The 20,325-nt window shown below is 61.0% G+C and carries 19 protein-coding genes; 14 read left to right on the forward strand and 5 right to left on the reverse strand.

What is annotated here, in order from left to right:
- The 3 genes from ACHFGA_RS10300 to ACHFGA_RS10310 form a co-directional block, all read left to right on the forward strand.
- A partial coding sequence (locus ACHFGA_RS10300) for a prolyl oligopeptidase family serine peptidase (RefSeq protein WP_394282290.1) occupies positions 1-1,441 on the forward strand: 1,441 nt, incomplete at its 5' end.
- 8 nt (positions 1,442-1,449) lie between these two features.
- Positions 1,450-2,808, forward strand: coding sequence for a M1 family metallopeptidase (locus ACHFGA_RS10305; protein WP_394282291.1), 1,359 nt, complete (start codon positions 1,450-1,452; stop codon positions 2,806-2,808).
- Positions 2,805-4,055: a hypothetical protein gene (locus ACHFGA_RS10310; protein ID WP_394282292.1), complete on the forward strand. Its 1,251-nt coding sequence runs from the start codon at positions 2,805-2,807 to the stop codon at positions 4,053-4,055. Before ACHFGA_RS10305 ends, ACHFGA_RS10310 begins: the two co-directional genes overlap by 4 nt.
- Here ACHFGA_RS10310 and ACHFGA_RS10315 read toward each other — a convergent pair.
- Positions 4,017-5,108, reverse strand: coding sequence for an HNH endonuclease signature motif containing protein (locus ACHFGA_RS10315; protein WP_394282293.1), 1,092 nt, complete (start codon positions 5,106-5,108; stop codon positions 4,017-4,019). The genes ACHFGA_RS10310 and ACHFGA_RS10315 overlap by 39 nt on opposite strands.
- A 123-nt stretch (positions 5,109-5,231) precedes the next feature.
- Here ACHFGA_RS10315 and rfbB point away from each other — a divergent pair, with 123 nt between their 5' ends.
- Both rfbB and ACHFGA_RS10325 read left to right on the forward strand, forming a co-directional pair.
- Entirely contained in the window at positions 5,232-6,206 is a 975-nt protein-coding gene (gene rfbB / locus ACHFGA_RS10320) for a dTDP-glucose 4,6-dehydratase (protein ID WP_394282370.1), read from the forward strand.
- A 9-nt stretch (positions 6,207-6,215) separates the two neighbouring features.
- Positions 6,216-7,562, forward strand: coding sequence for a sugar nucleotide-binding protein (locus ACHFGA_RS10325; RefSeq protein ID WP_394282294.1), 1,347 nt, complete (start codon positions 6,216-6,218; stop codon positions 7,560-7,562).
- A gap of 7 nt (positions 7,563-7,569) precedes the next feature.
- On the opposite strand, the gene ACHFGA_RS10330 is transcribed toward ACHFGA_RS10325, so the two are convergent.
- From ACHFGA_RS10330 to ACHFGA_RS10340, 3 genes are all read right to left on the reverse strand, one after another.
- A complete protein-coding gene (locus tag ACHFGA_RS10330; protein WP_394282295.1) occupies positions 7,570-9,270 on the reverse strand; it encodes a hypothetical protein in 1,701 nt (566 codons plus the stop codon).
- A gap of 140 nt (positions 9,271-9,410) precedes the next feature.
- A complete protein-coding gene (locus ACHFGA_RS10335; RefSeq protein ID WP_394282296.1) occupies positions 9,411-10,022 on the reverse strand; it encodes a DUF3558 family protein in 612 nt (203 codons plus the stop codon).
- A 316-nt stretch (positions 10,023-10,338) separates the two neighbouring features.
- Entirely contained in the window at positions 10,339-11,010 is a 672-nt protein-coding gene (locus ACHFGA_RS10340; protein WP_394282297.1) for a hypothetical protein, read from the reverse strand.
- 186 nt (positions 11,011-11,196) lie between these two features.
- Here ACHFGA_RS10340 and ACHFGA_RS10345 point away from each other — a divergent pair, with 186 nt between their 5' ends.
- From ACHFGA_RS10345 to ACHFGA_RS10385, 9 genes are all read left to right on the forward strand, one after another.
- A complete protein-coding gene (locus ACHFGA_RS10345) occupies positions 11,197-12,210 on the forward strand; it encodes a LacI family DNA-binding transcriptional regulator (RefSeq protein WP_394282298.1) in 1,014 nt (337 codons plus the stop codon).
- Positions 12,211-12,293: 83 nt separating this feature from the next.
- A complete protein-coding gene (locus tag ACHFGA_RS10350) occupies positions 12,294-13,241 on the forward strand; it encodes a ribokinase (RefSeq protein ID WP_394282299.1) in 948 nt (315 codons plus the stop codon).
- 12 nt (positions 13,242-13,253) lie between these two features.
- Positions 13,254-14,729, forward strand: a complete 1,476-nt coding sequence (locus ACHFGA_RS10355) for an MFS transporter (protein WP_394282300.1) — start codon at positions 13,254-13,256, stop codon at positions 14,727-14,729.
- The gene (locus ACHFGA_RS10360) at positions 14,722-15,660 is read left to right on the forward strand and encodes a nucleoside hydrolase (RefSeq protein WP_394282301.1); all 939 of its coding nucleotides are present in this window, start codon (positions 14,722-14,724) and stop codon (positions 15,658-15,660) included. Before ACHFGA_RS10355 ends, ACHFGA_RS10360 begins: the two co-directional genes overlap by 8 nt.
- 63 nt (positions 15,661-15,723) lie before the next feature.
- Positions 15,724-16,587, forward strand: coding sequence for a glucose-1-phosphate thymidylyltransferase RfbA (rfbA, locus tag ACHFGA_RS10365; protein WP_394282302.1), 864 nt, complete (start codon positions 15,724-15,726; stop codon positions 16,585-16,587).
- 9 nt (positions 16,588-16,596) lie between these two features.
- Entirely contained in the window at positions 16,597-17,433 is an 837-nt protein-coding gene (locus ACHFGA_RS10370; RefSeq protein WP_394282303.1) for a glycosyltransferase, read from the forward strand.
- 9 nt (positions 17,434-17,442) lie between these two features.
- Positions 17,443-18,138, forward strand: a complete 696-nt coding sequence (locus tag ACHFGA_RS10375) for a glycosyltransferase family 2 protein (RefSeq protein ID WP_394282304.1) — start codon at positions 17,443-17,445, stop codon at positions 18,136-18,138.
- Complete coding sequence (locus ACHFGA_RS10380; RefSeq protein ID WP_394282305.1) at positions 18,139-18,480, forward strand: DUF2304 domain-containing protein; 342 nt, start codon at positions 18,139-18,141, stop codon at positions 18,478-18,480.
- 43 nt (positions 18,481-18,523) lie between these two features.
- Positions 18,524-19,372, forward strand: coding sequence for a DsbA family protein (locus ACHFGA_RS10385; protein ID WP_394282306.1), 849 nt, complete (start codon positions 18,524-18,526; stop codon positions 19,370-19,372).
- Here the strand turns inward: ACHFGA_RS10385 and ACHFGA_RS10390 are convergent.
- Complete coding sequence (locus ACHFGA_RS10390; RefSeq protein ID WP_394282307.1) at positions 19,369-20,289, reverse strand: NAD-dependent epimerase/dehydratase family protein; 921 nt, start codon at positions 20,287-20,289, stop codon at positions 19,369-19,371. The two genes, ACHFGA_RS10385 and ACHFGA_RS10390, sit on opposite strands and share 4 nt — an antisense overlap.
- Positions 20,290-20,325 lie beyond the last annotated feature (36 nt).

Consider the following 20,325-nt stretch of genomic DNA (forward strand, 5'->3'; position numbering starts at 1 on the left):
GGGAGATGCGCTGCTGGTCGGCACGGATACGGGCGCGGACTCGCTGACTGAGTCCGGCTACCCGCGCGAGGTGCGCAGGTGGCAGCGTGGGCAGGCGCTGGCCGACGCCCCAGTCATCTTTTCCGGCCAACCCGAGGACGTTCTCGTCGCCGCAGCCTATGACCCGACCCCCGGTTTCGAACGCACCGTGATCACCCGCGCGCTCGATTTCTATAACTCCGAAACATTCATCGACGGCGAGCGTCTGAACATCCCCACCGACTGCGACGCCACCTTCTTCCGCCAGTGGCTCTTCCTCCAGCCGCGCACAGATTTTGAGGGCATCCCAGCGGGTGGGCTTGCGGTGCGTGACGACGACCAACTGACCCTGCTTGTAGAGCCAGACCCCCATACCTCTGTGGTCTCCATTTCTTTTACCGCCTCCGAACTGCTGGTGACCACGCTTGTGGATGTCGCCACCCAGATCCACGCGTACCGGCTGGGCACCTGGGAGCGGCGCCGCGTGGAGGTGCCGGAGGCCTCGTCGGCAAGCGTTGTGGCCACAAGCCCGCTCGACGGCGACGAGTACTGGATCAACACCTCCAGCTTCACCCAGCCGTCCACGCTGCTGCGCAACGGTGAGGCCGTGAAACAAGCACCCGCGCTTTTCGACGCCACCGGTCTGGAGACCCGCCAACACTGGGCCACTTCCGCCGACGGCACACAGATCCCCTACTTCATCACCGGCGACTTCAACCGCGGCGCACAGCCCACCCTGGTCGGCGGCTACGGCGGGTTCGAAGTCTCCCTTACTCCCGGCTACTCGGCGGTGCGCGGGCGCGCCTGGCTGGAACGCGGCTACTACTACGTGCAGCCCAACCTGCGCGGTGGCGGCGAATTTGGGCCGGAGTGGCACTCGCAGGTCGTGAAAACCAACCGGCACAAAGTGTGGGAGGACCATGAGGCCGTGCTGCGTGACGTGGTCGAACGTGGCTACAGCACGCCGCGCCAGATCGGGATCCGGGGCGGTTCCAACGGCGGGCTGCTCACCTCCGGCGCGCTTGTGCAGTACCCAGACGCGCTCGGCGCTGCCGTCATCCAAGTCCCGCTGACCGACATGCTGCGCTACCACACCCTCTCAGCAGGGGCGTCCTGGATGGCGGAGTACGGCAACCCCGACGATCCCACGGAGCGCGCCGCCATCGAAAAGTGGTCACCGCTGCACAACATCCCCCAGCGCGAGGAAAAGGAACTGCCGGAGGCGCTGGTCACCACGTCGACACGCGACGACCGCGTCCACCCAGCCCACGCCCGCCACTTCGCCCACGCCCTCCACCAAGCGGGCCAGCCCGTGGACTACTACGAAAATACCGTCGGCGGGCACGCCGGAGCCGCCGACAACACCCAAACCGCCCGTGTGGAGGCCCTGATCTACAGCTGGCTGGCCCAGAAAGTAGGATAAGTCCCACCATGACCAGCAAGATGACAAGCACGAGGCTGCGCTCCACCCCCATCCCCGGCACCCGCGACGCCTACACCGGCGTCGACTTCAACCTGGGCTACCACATCCGGCACTACGAGCTCGACCTCACCTACCGCGTCGACCCCAACCGGCTCGAAGGCACCGCCACACTCCTGATGGACAACTGGCAGCCCCTGCGCACCCTCACCCTCGACCTGATGCAGAATATGGTCGCCCGGCGCATCATCGCCCAGGGGGCCAGCGGCCTGACCGTCAAAGTGACCAAGTTCAAGCAGTCCGGCAACAAACTGCGCATCACCTTCGGCGAAGACATCCCCGTCGACTCCGAATTCCGCCTCGTCATCTCCTACGGCGGCAACCCCCGGCCCCGCCGCACCACCTGGGGCGACATCGGCTGGGAAGAACTAGAAAACGGCTCCCTCGTCGCCAGCCAGCCCAACGGCGCGCCCTCCTGGTTCCCCTGCGACGACACCCCCGACGAAAAAGCCACCTATAGCATCCGCATCAGCGCCGACGACCCCTACGTCGTCGTGTGCAACGGGCGCCTCGTCGATAAGCAAGCGCACGGCTCACGCACCACCTGGCACTACGAAACCACGCACCGCATGGCCACCTACCTGGCCACCGTGCAGGTCGGCGAGTACCAGCGGCACGAACTCGGCCGCAACACCCACGTGTGGGTCAGCCCCGACAACGCCGCCGCCGCGAAAACCGCGCTGCGCGACCAGCAGGCCATGCTCGATTTCTACGAACAGCTCTTCGGCCCCTACCCCTTTACTGATTACACAGTGGTTGTCACGGACGATGAGCTCGAAATCCCCCTGGAGGCGCAGGGCCTGAGCATCTTCGGCGTCAACCACATGACCGGTTGGGAACGGCTGATCGCCCACGAGCTGGCCCACCAGTGGTTCGGCAACTCCCTCGGCCTGGCGCAGTGGGATGATATCTGGCTCAACGAAGGTTTCGCCTGCTACTGCGAATGGTTGTGGTTTGAGCACCGCGGCACACCCGCCCAGGTGAACGTGGACCGCGAGTACGCGATTTTGCAGCGCAAGGCCAAGGACGTCGTCGTGGGCGCGCCGGGGCCCCGCGACATGTTTGACGACCGCGTGTACAAGCGCGGCGCCATGGCTTTGCACGCTTTACGACGAGCCCTTGGCGACTCTGCCTTCTTCCCGGCGGTGCGCCGCTATGTCGCATCAGGTGCCCACAGTGTTGTGGAGCCGCGGGATTTGAAGCGCGAACTGTACGCGGCCGCCGATTCTGTGTCGGTGCCGCGTTCGCTTATCGACGACATCCTGCACGCTTGGCTTTTCGATCCCGCATTGCCGGAGTGCCCACGATGAGATCCCTATCGATGGCCACGATCTTCGCCGCTTTGTCGGGGTTTGTGGTCATCTGGGTGGCGCAGTGGCCGCTCGATGCCGAAACGCAGATGCGCTACTTCCAGGCATACTGGGGGTTGTTTTTTGCCTCTGCGGGTGTGATCGATGGGATCACGCAGGAAACAACGCGCGCCGTCGCAGCCGCCTCTACCCAATCGCAGACCGAGCCTGCGAGGTCTGCGATTACGAGGTCCGCAGACCCATGGAAATTCGGCGGGGTCGTCACCATCGTGGTGTTCGCGGTGGCCGTGGTGGCCGGCTTCTTGGTAATGTCCAGCGTCGTCCCACCCGCACCCGGCCTTGCCACGGGGCTGCTCGCCTTCGGGCTGGTCAGCTACGTGTTCCAGGCGGTTCTTTCCGGCATTTTGTCGGGCGCAAACCTGTGGGGCCAGTATGCCAGCCTGGTCGCTTTGGATTCTGGGATCCGCTTGGTGCTCGCCCTTGCTGCCTGGGGCTTCGGCTGGTGCTTGGAGGCTTTCCTGCTGATCACGGTGATCGGCGCGTTGAGTTGGGTGGTGGTGTTGGCGGGTTCGTCGTCGGCACGCGCGGCGATCGGCGCACAACTCGACGTCTCCCCTGGCCCCTTTGCCCGGCGCGTGCTGCAGGCCATGCTGGCCTCAGGTGCGAACGCGGCGCTGATTACCGGCTACCCCACTTTCCTCAACGCGGCGTTTCCGCACGAGGATCCGACGACCACGATCACGATCTCCGGCATCATCAACGCCGTCACGCTGACGCGCGCCCCGATCCTGGTTCCTCTGCAACGGTTCCAATCGATGCTCGTCGTTAAGTTTGTTGAGGCCGGGCGCGGGATCTACCGGGCGCTTATCACTCCGATCGCTGCTGTGCTGGGTGTCGGGATTCTGGGCTTCGCCGCGGCCTGGCTGATCGGCCCGTGGATTTTAGAGGTGGCGTTCAAACCGGAACTCTTCGTCAACGGGCTCACGCTCGGCCTACTTACTTTCGCGTCGTCGCTGACGGGCAGCCTCATGATCACCGGCACCGCCGTGCTGGCTCTCGAGCAGCACGGCTGGTACGTGGCGGGGTGGCTGACGGCATCGGCGGTGGCGTACCTCATCCTGTTTGCGGCGCCGCTGGGGCTAGTGCCCTCGGTGATCGTTTCCCTGGTAGCAGGCCCATTAGCAGGTGCTGTGGTGCACCTGCTGGGTTTAGGTCGTGCGCGCTCGCGGCGGCCCGTGCTTGACTAGCCGCATGGCCCCGCCCCGGGCCACCGGATGATTGTTCAGCCGCCACTTTCCATACCGCGAGACGTGGTAGTTCTCGCCGCCACGCTGTTCGATGTGGCCGTAGATGTTGGTGTCGCTCATCCTGCCGTTATCGAACCTGCACACGGTGGATAAGTTGCGCACCGACGTCGGCCCGCCGCGCGAGTACGGGATGTTGTGGTTGATTTCGCAGTAGTCGGCGCCCTCTCCGCACCCGTCGCAGGTACACACTGGTTCGACGGCGGCTAGCGCCTCGCGCTGTTTTTCGTTGGCGAACCGGCCTTCGAAGACGTTGAGCACGCCGAGCATCGGCGAGACCAGCACGATGCGGCAGTCTTCCGCGAGGTTCTGGCGCGCCAGTTCGGACGACAGGATCCGGGTGCCGTTGGTCAGCGAGAGGATCACGTCCCCGTCCTCGGTCTCCTCCCCGATGGAGGCGACGTCTTCGGCACGCACGATCACGCGCGCGGACAGCGTCGGTTCGGCAGATTCGCCACCGCCAAAAATGCGGCGGACGGCTTCCTCAGCGCGGTCATCCTCGGGCACGTCGTTCAGCGCGTCCAGCGCGGCACGCACCAGGTGGCCAGGCGCGGTGGCGGACAGGCGCATGTGGGTGGAGTTCGGGATCGCGCGGGCGCTTATCGACGATTCGTTCACCACCTTTTCCGGGCCGTTCAATTCGGCGAGGAGCTCGTCGGCACGCGCACGAATGCTGCGCAAAATCGCAGGCTGCTCGGTGAGTTCTTCGCGCATGCGCCAGGAATGTTTCTTGTCGTCGAGCTTTTTCACCTGCTTCTCGATCTCCGCCAGCGTGTTGAACGTATGGCGGTTGTCGGCGGCGTTGCGGCGGGCGCGCGCCTGGTAGCGGGTGTGGCTGGTGGAACCGAAGTAGATGGTGGACAGTTTCTCCAGCAGTTTCGCCATGGTGGTGTCCAGGCCGTCTTTGCACATATCGATGACAGACTTGCCGGCGGCGCCCTCCAGGATGGAGATTGCGCTGGCCCAGCCGGCTGCGAAGGTCTGATATGTGGTCATGATTCGAAGACTAAACCAGCACGCAACTTCCCGCGCACCTCACCAAAAAATCTGTGGATAACCCCCAGTTATCCACAGGGCGGAAACGGGTGGCGCCGAAGTATAGTAACGTCTATGGGTTCGATGTTGGTCACCGGCGGCGCCGGTTTCATTGGTGCAAATTTTATCCGTCTCGCCCTTGAGCGTGACCCTGACCAGCGCATAACGGTCGTCGATAAGCTGACCTATGCCGGCAATCGCGCCAACCTGGCCGGCCTGGACATCGAGTTCGTGCAGGGCTGCATTACTGACGCTCCGCTTATCGACGAGCTCGTCTCCAGCGCCGACGTAGTGGTGCATTTCGCGGCGGAGTCGCACAACGATAATTCGCTGGCGGACCCGTCGCCGTTTATTCAGACGAACCTGGTGGGCACGTTCACGCTGCTGGAGGCGGTGCGCAAACATGGTGTGCGGTTTCATCACGTCTCCACCGACGAGGTCTTCGGTGACCTTGCACCCGACGACCCGCGTTTCGACGAACACACCCCCTACCAGCCCAGTTCGCCCTATTCCGCGTCGAAGGCTGGCAGCGATCATTTGGTGCGGGCCTGGGTGCGTTCCTTTGGCGTGGAGGCGACAATCTCCAACTGCTCCAATAATTATGGGCCGTATCAGCACATCGAGAAGTTCATCCCCCGGCAGATCACCAACCTGCTCACCGGCCGGCCCGCGAAACTCTACGGCACTGGGGAACAGATCCGGGACTGGATCCACGTCGACGACCACAACGACGCCGTTCTCACCATCCTCGGCCGCGGCCGCCCCGGTGCGACCTACCTCATCGGCGCCGAAGGCGAAGCAACAAACAAGCACGTCATCGAGCTGATCTGCGAACTGATGGGCGGCACCTACGAACACGTCGCCGACCGTCCCGGCCACGACCAACGCTACGCCATCGACGCCTCCCTCCTCCGGGACGAGCTCGGCTGGCAACCACGCTATACCTCGTCGTTAAGCGAAGGCCTCTCCCGCACCATCGACTGGTACCGCGACAACGAAGACTGGTGGGCCGCCAACAAGGCAGCCGTGGAGGAGAAGTACGCGCGCACGAAGCAGTAGGGTGGTTGCATGCAGGTTTCTACCACGGCGATCGAAGGGCTCCTCATAGTCGAGCTGGACGTGCACACCGATGCGCGCGGCTGGTTCAAGGAGAATTGGCAGCGCGAGAAGATGGTCGCGGCTGGGCTGCCGGACTTCAGCCCGGTGCAAAATAACATCAGCTTCAACGCCGAGCGCGGCACGACGCGGGGGCTGCATGCGGAGCCGTGGGACAAGTACGTCTCAGTGGCAACGGGTGCGGTGTTCGGGGCGTGGGTAGATCTGCGGGAGGGTTCTTCGTCGTTCGGCGAGCAAGTGACCTGCGAGATCACGCCGGGCGTTGCGGTGTTCGTGCCGCGCGGGGTGGCTAATGGCTTCCAGTCGCTTATCGACGACACCGCCTACGTCTATCTTGTCAACGCGCACTGGACGGCGGATGCGCAGTACTCCTTCGTCAACCTGAATGAGGTTGAGTGGCCGCTGGAGCCCGCGCAGGTCTCTGAGAAGGATCTGGCGCACCCCGCGCTTGCCGACGCCACCCCCGTCCCACCCCGCCAAGTGCTGGTCACCGGCGCGAACGGGCAGCTGGGGCGCGCGCTGCGGGCGATCGCCCCGGACTGGGAGTACTGCACCCGCGAAGAATTCGACATCACCGATCCGCCGGCGCGTGACTGGTCGCAGTACCGTGCCATCATCAACACTGCTGCGTTTAACGACGTCAACGGTGCCGAAACCGACCGCGCCACCGCCTGGGCCGTCAACGCCGAGGCCCCCGCAAAACTCGCCGGCATCGCCGCAGCACACAACCTCGTTCTTGTCCATGTCAGCAGCGACTATGTCTTCGACGGCACTATTGAGGTCCACTCAGAAGACGAAGTGCCCAGCCCCTTGAGCCTGTACGGCGCATCCAAGGCCGCGGGGGAATCGTCGGCACGCGTTGCTCCGAAGCACTATGTGATCCGCACGTCGTGGGTGTTCGGCGACGGCAAGAACTTCATGCGCACCATGGCCGAACTGGCCGAACGCGGTGTGGAACCGCGGGTGATTCATGATCAGCGCGGCCGTCCCACCAGCGCCGAAGACCTGGCCAAAGGGATTAAACACCTGCTGGATGTTGGTGCGGAGTATGGGGTGTACAACCTGTCGTCGTCAGGCGATGTGGTGGGCCGCGACGAAATCGCCATGGCCGTTTTTATTGGAGTCGGGCACGATCCCGCCGAGGTGCACCCAGTCAGCACGGAACAATACGCCGAGCTGGTGGGGCCGGAGGCGCCGCGCCCGAAAAATTCTGCCTTCGACTTATCCAAGATCGAGGCCACCGGGTTCAAACCCAGCAACTGGCGCGCCGCCCTCGCCCTGTACTTGGCGTTACTGTAGCGGTTTTCTAACGATCGGGGCGTGGTTCGCGGACCCACGCCCCGATCACACCCGGGATCACCTCTGGTCCCTCGCCGAGCAGTGCTTTCAGGTTGCCTTCACGTTCCACCGCACTTGTTTTGATCCCGCGTACCGAATTCGACGTGCCACCGCGCTGGTTTCCGCCCCGGCCGGCACCCATCATCCCGCCCATCGGCATCCCGCCACGGCTCTGATTGCCGCCATGACCGCCAGAGCCGGCGTGGCCTGCGCCTGGGGTTGCGTGCGGTGTTGGTTTTCCTACCGCACCGTGTGGGCCAGCCCCGCCAAGCGCACCCTGCGAACCAGACATCCCCGACGCACCCGGCAGGCCCTGCGCGCCTGGCGTGCTGCCGGAGCCAGCGAGGCCGCGCCCACCTGAAGCAAAACCACCTGCTCCGTAACCGCCACTGATTCCTGTCATGCCAGGCGCACCGGTTCCGGCAAGTCCTATACCTGCGCGGCTAAGACCAGTGTTTCCCAACCCACGTCCAGCACCTGCCACACTGCCAGGCACCGCGGTACCCAGGCCATGGCCCACACCGCCGGTACTTACACCGCCAGGGCGTGACGCAGCACCTGCAGCAGTTGTTGGCACACCGGCTGGATTGATGTGTGGGACAGGACCTGTCGCACTGGCACCAGGTATCGCAGAACCTGCACTAGCAGGGCTAAGATGCGTTGCCGGGTTGAGTGTCGGTGGCATGCTCGGAGCCGCAACAGACGCGGTTGTCGTTGGTGTTGCTCCTGCCACAAGCGCGTTGAGGTCATCCATACCCGCCCGTTGGAATTCATCAGCCAACTGCTGAGGGCTGCGCATCCGGGCCTGTTCAGCCATACCGATATGTTCCATGGCTTCTTGGACGACTGACGGCAGAGGCATATCCTGCCACGCGTTGAGACGAGCACCTGCGGATTCACCAATTGAACCCACTCCTCCTGCTGACAGACCAGACGGATCAAGTGCGGAGGGCAGTAGTTGAGTAATGGGTGGGATCGCCGGTGGGAGTGCTGCAGCAACAGTTGCTGGGTAGGAGGCTAGGTAGGCCTGTTCGAATGCGGCTGCGGCCTCTGGGCGGGTTGCTAATAAGATCGCGTGGGCTTTAGCTGCAGCCATGACCTGTTGGCCTAAGGCAAGGCTGCCGGTGCCCAGGTTGGTGGTGGTCGCACCCATGGTTGTGGAATTGGCAGCAAACACAGCCCCGGCTTGTTGTAGTGCGTGGATGGTGGTGATCGCATTAGCGATTGCTTGGGTGTCTGCGGAGCTGTCTAAGTCAGCGATTACTGCGTTGAGTGAGTCGGCTGCGTTGGCAACTTTGGTTGACAGGGCTTCCCAGTGACTGGTCATCGATGTGGGCACCCCGTAGTTGGTGGCGCTGTACTGTGCTGCCAGTGCTGGTAGTGAGCCTGGATGGGCTACCCCTGGTGGGGTGATTGCAAATGGTGTGGTTTCGGTATCGACGATGTCGGCGACGTGGTTCTTGGTCATTAGTTCTGCCCCGTCGGAGCGTAGGCCGACTGCCCCGATCAGACCGCTGATGTTGGTGTCTGCGTCGATGACATCGACGAGGTTCTGGCGTAGTTGTGCTGCAATGTTGGCGAACCGATTAGCAAACGCTTCCTGTGACTCGGCACCGTTATCGTTGATGACTCCACTATGGGAGTCACCGATCTCTTTCAACCCTGACACAGAGGTGAAAGAAAGTTTCGACGGAAAAGCGAAGCCTCTTTCTCCAAAAATAAGGTTTTCGCCGGGCGCCATTAATTTAGAAATGGCAGAAGCTACATCATGTGGGATGATGTTTAGATTTTGTCCCCCGAGATTCATTTTTAACTCCTAGCTAGATTTTCCAACGTTTGGATTGCATTTGTGCAGTGATCTTGTTGTGTATATTGCGTAAATCCGTCGACTGAAAACGCGATTAGGTGTCCCCGATCAGTCGCCACAGCAGCGCTACAGTTATGTTCCTCTAATCCATCAACGACGTAAAGGAACATGTTAGGCAAAATCTGCGAGACATCTTCCGCAATAATCGTTGATTGGAGTTCGAGATCTGCCCTGTCGACGATGTTTCCAGCTAGCAAAAGCCCGAACTTTTCAGTTCGGTCTATTGGAAGCAACGTGCATGAAAGTATCGAGTGATCGGCCATTGGAGTCGTAATTCGATCGGTCTCAAACCCGGCCTTCGCGAATTCTTTGTCAGAGATTTCTTGGCACGGGTCGAAGACATCTGGGTAGACCTCCAGCGGATCGAATGGCCCAAGCTCCAAAGTGCCGGATTCGAAATGAAACGCATCGACAGTCTGAGTTTCAGTCTCCGGTTCGACGACCTCAGTGACAACCTCGGTCACGGCAGCGGCAGGCTCCGCGTCACTACCCGCTGAACATGCGGAAAGCAGTGACGACAGTGCTACAACAACAGCACCGATTCTGAGTTTCATGGCCCCTCCCCCGAGTACGTTTCACCGGCATCCATAATCCTGACACAACCGCGAAAGACACGCAGAACTTACTGCTTCAACATCACCCGCTGGGGCACGTGGTGCAGCCTCGGTTGCCCCAGCGGGTGGCGCGTACTCGGTCGAAGAGGCAGGACAAGTGTCCGCTCATGGACCGTCACCGGCTCGTCATAGAGCACTACCCCATTGCTCTCCCCCGGTGCGACGAACTGGTGAACATGATCATGGCACAACACGAAACACCCCGCAGAACTTGTCAGGACAAGAGTTCGGCAGGGTGTTCGTCGTAAAGCGAAAGCTAGAAACCGTCGGGGCTGGCGATGCGTTCGCGGAACAGACCACCGGGGCCTGTGTTATCGGCACCGGAGACCACGCCGACGAAGCCGCGGCCGGGGATCCAGGCGGGCGATCCGGAGTCGCCGGGGCCGACGCCAGGTAGGTGGCCGTTGACGTTTTTGCCGCGCACATCGGTGACTGGGCCACAGACGACGCGCGCATCGGTGCGATCCCAGGCGCACAGGTTCTCGCCGGGGCGGACGGTGTGGGCTGGGACGCGAGCATCGCCGGTATGAACGTTGGCTCCCATGCGCACGCCGTCGACGAAGCGGATCCGAGCAACGTCGGTGGCACCACCGTTCAAGGCAAGCATGTTGGACTTCTCGACGAAGCCGATCAGCTGGGAACGCGAGTTAAAAACAGGTTCACCCGGAAAAGCGCAGTGGGAGGCGGTGTAGCCGACACGCGCGGCGCGGTCGACGAAGCCCAAGGTGCAGGTGTTCCAGACGAGGCCACGGAAACCGAGGATCTCATCGCCCTGGGTGACGGTGGTGCCACGTGGTGCGGCGACGCCAAGCGCAGGCGCGGCAGCCGAGGAACCCCCTACGGGCACCGACGACGCCGACGCGGCAGGTGCCAAGCCCAGCCCGACGATCGCGGCGCACGCTACCGCAGCCAATTTTCCGAAACGCATGTTGCCTCCTGTTGCTAGTGTTGCCGTCAAGCTTACACGGCAGAATAAGACGCGCCCAGAGGAACGAAGGAAAAGACAAGGTCGATTCTACCCCCGGGAAACTATGCAGCACCTCACACGGGCTGGCCATGAGTGGCTAATTTTACTATCTTAAAGATGTAATCGTTTTCATCGGTGGAGGAGACCATGGCACAGGGGAACAAAACTGCTGTCGGGCAGTCTCCCACCGTCGCGGAGGTGGCAGCTGCAGCAGGCGTGTCTACTGCCACCGTGTCTAGAACGATCAACGGCAGCGCCACGGTCTCTCAAGAAACAGCCAATAAGGTAAGCCAGGCCATGAAGAAGCTTGGCTACGTTCCCAACGCTTCGGCTCGGGCGCTTCGCAGTCAGCGCACGGGAACAATCGGGGTGATTCTTCCGGGCTTCGATAACCTCTTTTATTTCGAACTGCTGCCTCACATTGAGACCGAATGCCGGAAACGTGGCTACTCAGTCCTCATTGCAGGCGGAGAAGATCCCACAGCAGAATGCCAAAGGCTAGCGAACAGCAGGACCGTCGACGGAATCCTGATTATTTCCTCCTCCTGGGAGCCAAACAAGAAGCCACTGACCGATAAGGACATTAACCTCCCCGTCCTCTCCTTCGACCGGCCGATTGGACACTCCAATCTTCCACTCGTCTACACCGACAATGTCGCTGGCGCTGAGACGATTTGCCAGCACCTCATTGATTGCGGAGCTACATCCATCCTGCACATTGAGGGGCCAGAAGGGTCACCGGTGTCGGAGGAGCGGAAATCGGGCTTCCTCAAGGCCTGCGCTCAAGCCGAGTTGGAAGATGTGCAACTTGCCTCCGGCGATTTCACTGCAGAATCGGGTGCAGAGGCCGTCGAAAAACGCCTAGATAATCTGCCGGAAGCGATCTTTGCTGCCAATGACCTCATGGCAATTGGCGCGCTCATGGCATGTGCAAAACATGATGTTTCGGTGCCGGATGAGGTTCTCATCGCCGGTTTCGACGGAATCACCACTGCCTCGCTAGTGCAGCCATCGCTGACGACGTTGATTCAACCCATTGAGGAAATGGCCCGGGTAGCTGTCGAACAGATCATTCAACGGGTCTCTAGTGAAGGCGACGCAGTGCCCACGACTTTCCGTATCCCTGGAACTCTACGCGTCGGAGGGTCGACCACGAGATAACTCCACCGAAGCCTTGTTGCGCAGTTGCAGCTGAACTTTAAATATTGCCGAACATTTAAGTAATCGTTTACATTGGAGGAACCATGGCACACCCACAGGTGCAAGTTTTCGTTGTAGGAAGCGCGAATCTCGACCGCTTTCTCACCGTTGAAAATTTCGTCTCTGAGGGCGAAACAATCGCTGCCACCCGGCTTGAGGAATCGGTCGGTGGCAAGGGCCTAAACCAGGCAGTCGCCTCAGGTCGGGCGGGGGTAGATACCGTCATGGTTGGGGCCGTCGGGCAGGACTCAGCAGGTGAAACCTTGTTTCGCCACTGTTCTGAGGAAAAACTGCTCGACTTATCGCGCGTCAACGTCCTCGACGGCGTAGATACGGGCCAGGCTTTCATTCAAATCGGCGCGAACGGCAACAACGCAATCGTTGTGGTGCCAGGCGCAAACGGCCACGTCTCAGCAGACAAAGTGCGATCCACACTGGAACTCGCCACGCCTAACGACGTTGTGGTGTGCCAGAACGAAATCCCCAAAAGCATTACCCTGGCAGCCCTTGAATACGCCAAGTCCCAAGGCTGCCGCACGATCTTAAACCTCGCGCCCGGTTCTCCAGATGCAGATTTCCTCAAGCACGTGGACATTCTGATCGTCAACGAAATTGAGGCCGCGACTCTGCTAGGCGAAAGCCTGACAGACCCCGCGCACGCTGGAAATATGGCCGAAGAAATCCACCGCCGTTTCGGAGTCGATGTCGTGGCCACCCTCGGTGAACGAGGAGCCATCGTGGCTGCCAAGGACGTGCACTGTTCTCTTCCCGCTCTCCCGGTTGATATCAGCGACACAACCGGCGCAGGAGATGCCTTCGTCGGCACGTTCGCTGCTCTGCTTGCTGAAGGCGCATCCATTGACGCCGCTGCCCGGTTTGGAATCGCTGCCGCTACGGCTGCCTGTTCGGCGCCGGGCGCGCAGGGGTACACGCAACGACGACCAGAATTTGAAGACCTCGCTCAACAAGTCAAGCCCCTCGTGGCCAACTAAGAAAGGAAAATCATGTCCACCTCAACTGATGTGAGACGCACACCCACCGGGGAGGCTGTTTCACTCTTACTCGCCCTCCTGGTTGCGGTGTTTGCATTCCAACTCAACGCGTCCATGCTTTCGCCGGCCTTGGCGACGATGGAATCAGAACTGAATGCGACCGCCGCACAAATCGGACTCACACAAACAGCATTCTTTACCGCAGCAGCTCTTTTCTCGCTGTTCCTTCCACGCTGGGGTGACCTCATTGGTCGTCGAAAAGTACTGATCGGCATGATGCTGGTCACCGGCATCGGATGCGTCGTCGCAGCACTCGCCCCAAACGTCACCGTCTTGTTCATCGGACGTGTCATTCAAGGCGTGGCAGGACCAACTGTGCCGCTGTGCCTGATCATGCTGCGTCAGCAAGTGCCCAATGAAAAGCAGTACGCTTTGTACATGGGCATCCTGACCTCGGTCAACGGTGGTATTGGCGGCGTGGATGCGCTGGCCGGAGGGTGGCTCGCAGGAACCTTCGGATTCCGCTCAATCTTCTGGGTCATGGCTGGCTTCTGCGTCGCGGCGGTCATTGCTGTTCGCTTCTTTACACGCGAATCCCGTGCCGAGGAGCACCAGCCAATGGACTGGGCAGGTGTGTTGCCGCTTGCCATCGCAATTGGTGCGCTGCTCACTGCCTTCAACGAAGCCGGGAAAATCCAAGATGCCAACTGGTGGCTGGTACTGCTGCTCGTTGTGGTCGGTGCACTGGGCGTGGTCGTCTTCTGGAACGTGGAGAAGAAGGTCGAACACCCCCTCGTCACCGTCGACTACCTGAAGCAACGCCGCACTTGGGCGCTCTTGCTCACCACGCTGCTGACCATGACTGGTGTCTTTGCCATCATGAACGGGCTGATCCCCAACTTGGCGCAAGACGCAGTGCACGGCCCGGGCCTGTCCGCAGGCACGGTGTCATGGTGGACGCTCACCCCTTACGCCCTGGCAGGCTTGGTCTTCGGTCCGATTGCCGGCATGCTGGCAGCAAAGTTCGGGTACAAGAATGTCCTGCAGATCGGTATCGCCGGTACGTTCATCGGCGTCTTGGCGGCAATCTTCCTGTCTGATTCCCCAAGTCCGGCAGCGCTGCTTGGTATCTCTCTCTTCGTCGGCATCACCTACGCAGGTACGGCCAACATCATGCTCAATGGGCTTGGTGTCGTCCTATCGCCAGCCGATAATCAGGGCTACTTGCCGGGCATGAATGCAGGCGCATTCAACCTCGGCTCTGGAATCTCGTTCGCCATCCTGTTCGCCGTAGCTACGATCTTCGCCGATAGTGACGGCGGCTACGCGGCAGGCATGATCGCCGGTGCGATCCTGTTGGCAGCAGCATTCCTCACCTCTTTCCTCATCCCCAAACCAGAAACCATTTCAGATACGTTGGCAGCACAAGCTGCGCGTGAAGAAATTCGTGAAGAACAAGAAGAACTAGGAGTCAATAACAATGCATAAGATCATTCTCGACTGCGATCCTGGCCACGACGATGCCGTCGCCATGCTTCTGGCCCACGGCAACCCGGAGATCGACTTGCTCGGTATCACCACCGTCGGTGGAAACCAGACACTGGAGAAAGTCACCTTCAACGCCCGCCAGGTCATGACCATCGCGAACATGAAAGACGTGCCCCTCTACGCTGGCGCCACCCGCCCACTGGTCCGCCCAGTTGAAGTGGCCGAAGATATCCACGGCGATACCGGCATGGAAATTCACGGATACGATTTGCCCGATCCGACGGTCGATGTGGCAGAAGGCAGTGGCGTGCAGTTCATCATCGACACTGTCATGTCCCACGAACCGGGCACGGTGACCTTGGTGCCCACCGGCCCGCTCACCAACATCGCTTTGGCTGCCCGCATGGAGCCACGTATCGTCGAACGCGTGAAGGAAGTCGTCCTGATGGGCGGCGGGTATCACGTAGGCAATTGGTCGCCTGTCGCTGAGTTCAACATCAAGATCGATCCCGAGGCAGCGCACATCGTGTTCAACGAGCCATGGAAACTCACCATGGTTGGCTTGGACCTGACTCACCAGGCCCTCGCGACCCCAGAGGTAGAGGCGGAGATCAAGGCCATCGGTACCGATACCGCTGACTTTGTCGTCGGGCTGTTCGGTGCTTTCCGTGAGAACTACAAGGATGCGCAGGGCTTCGATAACCCGCCAGTGCACGATCCCTGCACAATCGCCTACCTAATTGATCCCTCGATTGTGGAATCCCAAAAGGTGCCGCTCGACGTGGAGCTTGATGGCAAGCTCACCACTGGTATGACGGTGGCGGATTTCCGTTCACCTGCCCCGGCAGATTGCCACACTCAGGTCGCAACGAAGTTGGATGCACCGAAGTTCTGGGATTTGGTGGCGTCGGCGATCCGCGCCATCGGCTAACACCCACGGATGATTCGATCAGCTGCGTCCCCGGCAACCTAGACACCAGTAGACTAAACAGCCATGAAGGGCATTATTCTCGCTGGCGGCTCAGGGACGCGGCTGTACCCCATCACCAAGGGGATTTCGAAGCAGCTGATGCCCATCTACGACAAGCCGATGATCTACTACCCGCTATCGACGCTGATTGGCGCCGGCATTAGGGAGATTTTGATCATCACCACGCCGGAGGATCAGTCCGCTTTTCGACGATTACTTGGCGACGGTTCCTCTTGGGGGCTGATGCTCGATTATGCCGTGCAGCCGCAACCGGAGGGGCTTGCGCAGGCGTTCATTATCGGTGAGGAGTTCATCGGAGATGACTCTGTAGCGCTCGTCCTGGGTGACAATATTTTTGAAGGGCCTCATTCTTCCGGTGCGCTTGCACACCGCCAAGCCCCGGACGGCGGCATGATTTTCGCCTATGAGGTTTCGGACCCGCAGCGCTATGGCGTGGTGGAGTTCGATGCGGCCGGCACCGCGCTGTCTATCGAGGAGAAGCCGGAACACCCGAAGAGTAATTTCGCGGTTGTGGGGCTGTATTTCTATGACAACGCGGTCGTCGATATCGCGAAGCAGATCCGGCCAAGCGCGCGCGGTGAGCTGGAGATCACGGCGGTGAATGAGGCTTATCTCAACCAGGGGCGTTTGCAGGTGCGCCGTTTGCAGCGCGGCGATGTCTGGCTGGACACGGGCACGATCGATTCGATGAGCGAGGCCAGCGCCTATGTTGAGGTCATCCAGAAGCGTACGGGCACGATCATCGGTAGCCCGGAGGTCGCGGCGTACCGGGAGGGGTTCATTGATGCTGCCCAGCTGGAGAAACTGGCCGCGCCGATGATGAAGTCCGGCTACGGCGCGTACCTGCTGGATGCGATCGATCTATAGTTAGGTGCCATGCAGTCCCCCACTTCCGTCACGGCGCTCATGTCGATTTACGCGCGCACCCAGCCCGCCGAGTTGCGCGCGGCCCTTGATTCGCTGGTGGCTCAGTCGCTGCCGGCTGAGCGGATCATCGTGGTGATCGACGGCCCGGTGCCCGATTCGCTTCGCTCACTTATCGACGAATACCCTTCCGTTCTGCCACACCCGCTGGAGGAAAACCAAGGCCTTGGGGCGGCGCTGGCCGCAGGAATGGAACAGGTGGACACCGAGTTTGTGGCGCGCCTTGATTCTGATGACATCGCCTTTCCGCAGCGTTTCGAAAAGCAGGTGGAATTCTTGCGCGCCCACCCAGACGTGGCGGTGGTCGGCACGGCGGTGCAGGAGTTTGATGACGATACTTTTCGGGACACTGGCCAGCTGGAATCGTCGTTAGGCGAGATCCGTCGGCTACCGGAAGACCCGAGCGGGTACGCGAAAATCAATTCGCCGCTGAACCATCCGTCGGTGATGATGCGCACGGCCGACGTGCGCGAGGTCGGCGGGTACCGTCACCTGCCGTTTATTGAGGACTATGACCTCTGGGCTCGCCTGCTGGCGGCGGGCAAGCAGCTGCGCAATATGGAGGAGCCGCTGACCTATTTCCGTGTCAGTGATGCGCAATTGGCGCGCCGCACGGATAAGAAAATGCTGGCGTCAGAGATCCAGCTGCAGAAGAACCTGGCCAGCTATGGGCTCGTGTCGCGTCCGCGGGCGGTGGTCAACTTTGTGGTTCGGACTGTGTACCGAATGTTGCCTGCTGGGCTGCTCCGCAAAGTCAATGGGATGCTCTTCCACCGGAAGCGGTTATGATTGGGAAACATGAGCGCTCCCCAGGATTTTCGCGACACCTGGCTGATCGTGCCCTGCTATAACGAGGGGCAGGTGATCCGCCAGGTGGTGGAGCACGCCCGCGAAACTTTCCCGAATATCGCGGTGGTGAACGATGGTTCGAAGGATAATTCGCGGGAGGAGATCCGAGCATCGGGGGCCCACCTGGTCGATCACCCGGTGAATTTGGGCCAGGGCGCAGCGATCCAGACCGGTGTGGAATACGCCCGTGCGCAACCCGCCGCGCAGTTCTTCGTCACCTTCGACGCCGATGGCCAGCACCAGGTCAAGGACGTGGTGCGGATGGTGCAGCGGTTGCGCGATGAGCCGCTCGATATCGTCGTCGGAACGCGTTTTGCCGGCCAGGACAATTCGCAAGTGCCGTGGATCAAGCGCCTCGTGCTCAAGACGGTGGTGCTGCTCAGCCCGCGGACCAGGCGTTTGGGGCTGACCGACGCCCACAATGGCCTGCGCGTGTTCAACAAGAAGGTCGCTGATGAGATGGACATCCGAATGAATGGGATGTCGCACGCCAGTGAGATTGTCGGCATGATCGACACGCACAAGTGGCGGGTGGCCGAGGAGCCAGTGGACATTTTGTACACGGAGTACTCCATGAGTAAGGGGCAGTCGCTGATTAACGGTGTGAATATTTTGGCCGACGGCATCGTGGCGAGGAGACTATAGATGATCCAATTAATCTTGCTCATTGCGGCGATCGCGCTGGTCGCCTACTTTTTCCTCAACCGCAAGAAGGCCCGCGCGAAGGCCTGGGTGAAGATCGTCTTCGTGCTGCTCGCGATCGCTGCGGTGTGGGCGATTTTGCGTCCCGACGATCTGACCGTGCTCGCCAACTGGCTCGGCGTGGACCGCGGCACCGACCTGATGCTCTACGCCCTGGTTGTCGCATTTTTCTTTACGACGATGAGCACTTGGGTCCGGTTCCGTGAACAGGAACTGCGCTACGCGCGCCTTGCACGCACCATCGCCCTCCAAAATGCTGAAAAGCCGGAAGACCGCGCACGCTAAGCGCTAATTATGCGGTGGCAGTGGGGCTGCTACCGTTAGGTGCGTGTCTACAACGAAGAACGAAACAAAGACGAAGATCCCCGCGTTAATGTGGGCGTTCACCATTGTGCTGGCGCTGGGCGCGGCACTGGGTGGTTATATCATCGGCCTGAACGAGGGCCGCGACCAAGCAACGGCCGCGTCGCAAGCTCCGCAGCCGACCGCTGGCCAGCCGACAAATGGTCAGGCTGGCGAGCATGCGAGCCAGCCTGCGGATATTTCAGACGTTCAGCCCGGCACCGATTTCAACGGTGACAATGCAACTGATGCGACCCTCTATGGCGCCGGCGATGACGGTGAGGTCGGTCGTCGAAACGCGGACGATGCCATGGCCATGGGAGCGGTGGATGCGCCGATCGTGATCAGCGAATTCTCCTCCTTCGGCTGCCCTTATTGCGCGCGCCACAACAATGAGACTGAGCAGCGCATCGTCGAAGAGTACGTCGAGACCGGGCTTGTGCGCTTGGAGTGGAATGACTTCCCCATCAACGGGCCCAACTCCGAAGATGCCGCACGTGCAGGTCGCGCCGCCGCTGAGCAGGGCAAATTCTTCGAATTCAAGGACGCCCTGTTCGCTGAATTTGAGGCGCGCGGCGGCCAGTTCACGCAGGAGGACTTCCTCCGCTACGCAGAGGAGGCTGGTGTCGCAGACCTGGACAAGTTCGCGGCCGACGCCACCAGCGATAAGTACGACGAGGCCATCGCCGGCTCGCGCCAGTTCGGCTCTGAGTTGGGGATCGACGGGACACCAAGCTTTGTGATCGGCACCCAAACCATCTCCGGTGCGCTGCCTTTCGAACAGTTCGAGGTAGTGATCAACGAAGAACTCGTCGAATCTCAGGAGCGTGTCTAGGCACCACGGAAGTAGTCGACGGTGCGGGCCACGCCCTCGTCGATACGCACCTGCGGCTCCCAGCCCAATACGCGCTTGGCCTTCGAGTAGTCGAGGGCGCTGCGTGGTAGATCGCCAAGCCGGGCGGGTGCGAGCTCGGGGTTATCGGGGGCTCCGGCGGCACGCGCGACGAGGGTGTGGAGCTCGCGGTCAGTCGTCTCCACGGCGGTGCCGATATTGAAGCGCTCTCCCCCACCGACATCGCCTGCAGCCAGGTAAAAGGCGCGCACCACGTCGCCGACATACACATAGTCGCGGGTATTTGTGCCCCCACCGAACACGCGGGTGGGTGCCCCGGACAGCAGGTTCTGCGCGAAAATCGCGACGACGCCGGCCTCCCCGTGGGGATCTTGGCGCGGGCCGTACACGTTCGCCGGGGCGATGTGCGAACAATCTAGGCCGTAGAGATTGCGGAACATGTTCAGGTAGACCTCGCCGGCATACTTCGAGGCCGCGTACGGCGAGTACGGGTCCACGGGTGAGGCCTCGGACACTGGGAATACTTCCGGCTCGCCGTAAATCGCGCCACCCGAAGACGTGTGAACGATCTTGCGCACCCCGTGCCTCCGCGCCGCATCGGCTAGGCGAATCAGCGGCAGGATATTTGTTTCGGCATCCTCCACGGGCTTTTCGACGCTTTTTCTCACATCGATCTGCGCCGCCAAGTTGAACACGACTTCTGGGGTGTGGTCCCTAAAGAGCTGGTCGTAGTCAGCCGTGCGCACATCCGCTTGGACGAAAACGGCGCCGGGGTTCAAGTTGGATTCTTTCCCGTGTGACAAGTTGTCGACAACGGTCACCTGGTGACCTTCGTCGATAAGCAAATCGACCAGGTGTGATCCGATGAACCCGGCGCCGCCGGTGACAAGAGTACGCATAGGTACTCAGTCTAATACGCGATTCGAAAGGTGCGC

Source organism: Corynebacterium sp. (assembly GCF_043426755.1).
Lineage (GTDB): Bacteria > Actinomycetota > Actinomycetes > Mycobacteriales > Mycobacteriaceae > Corynebacterium.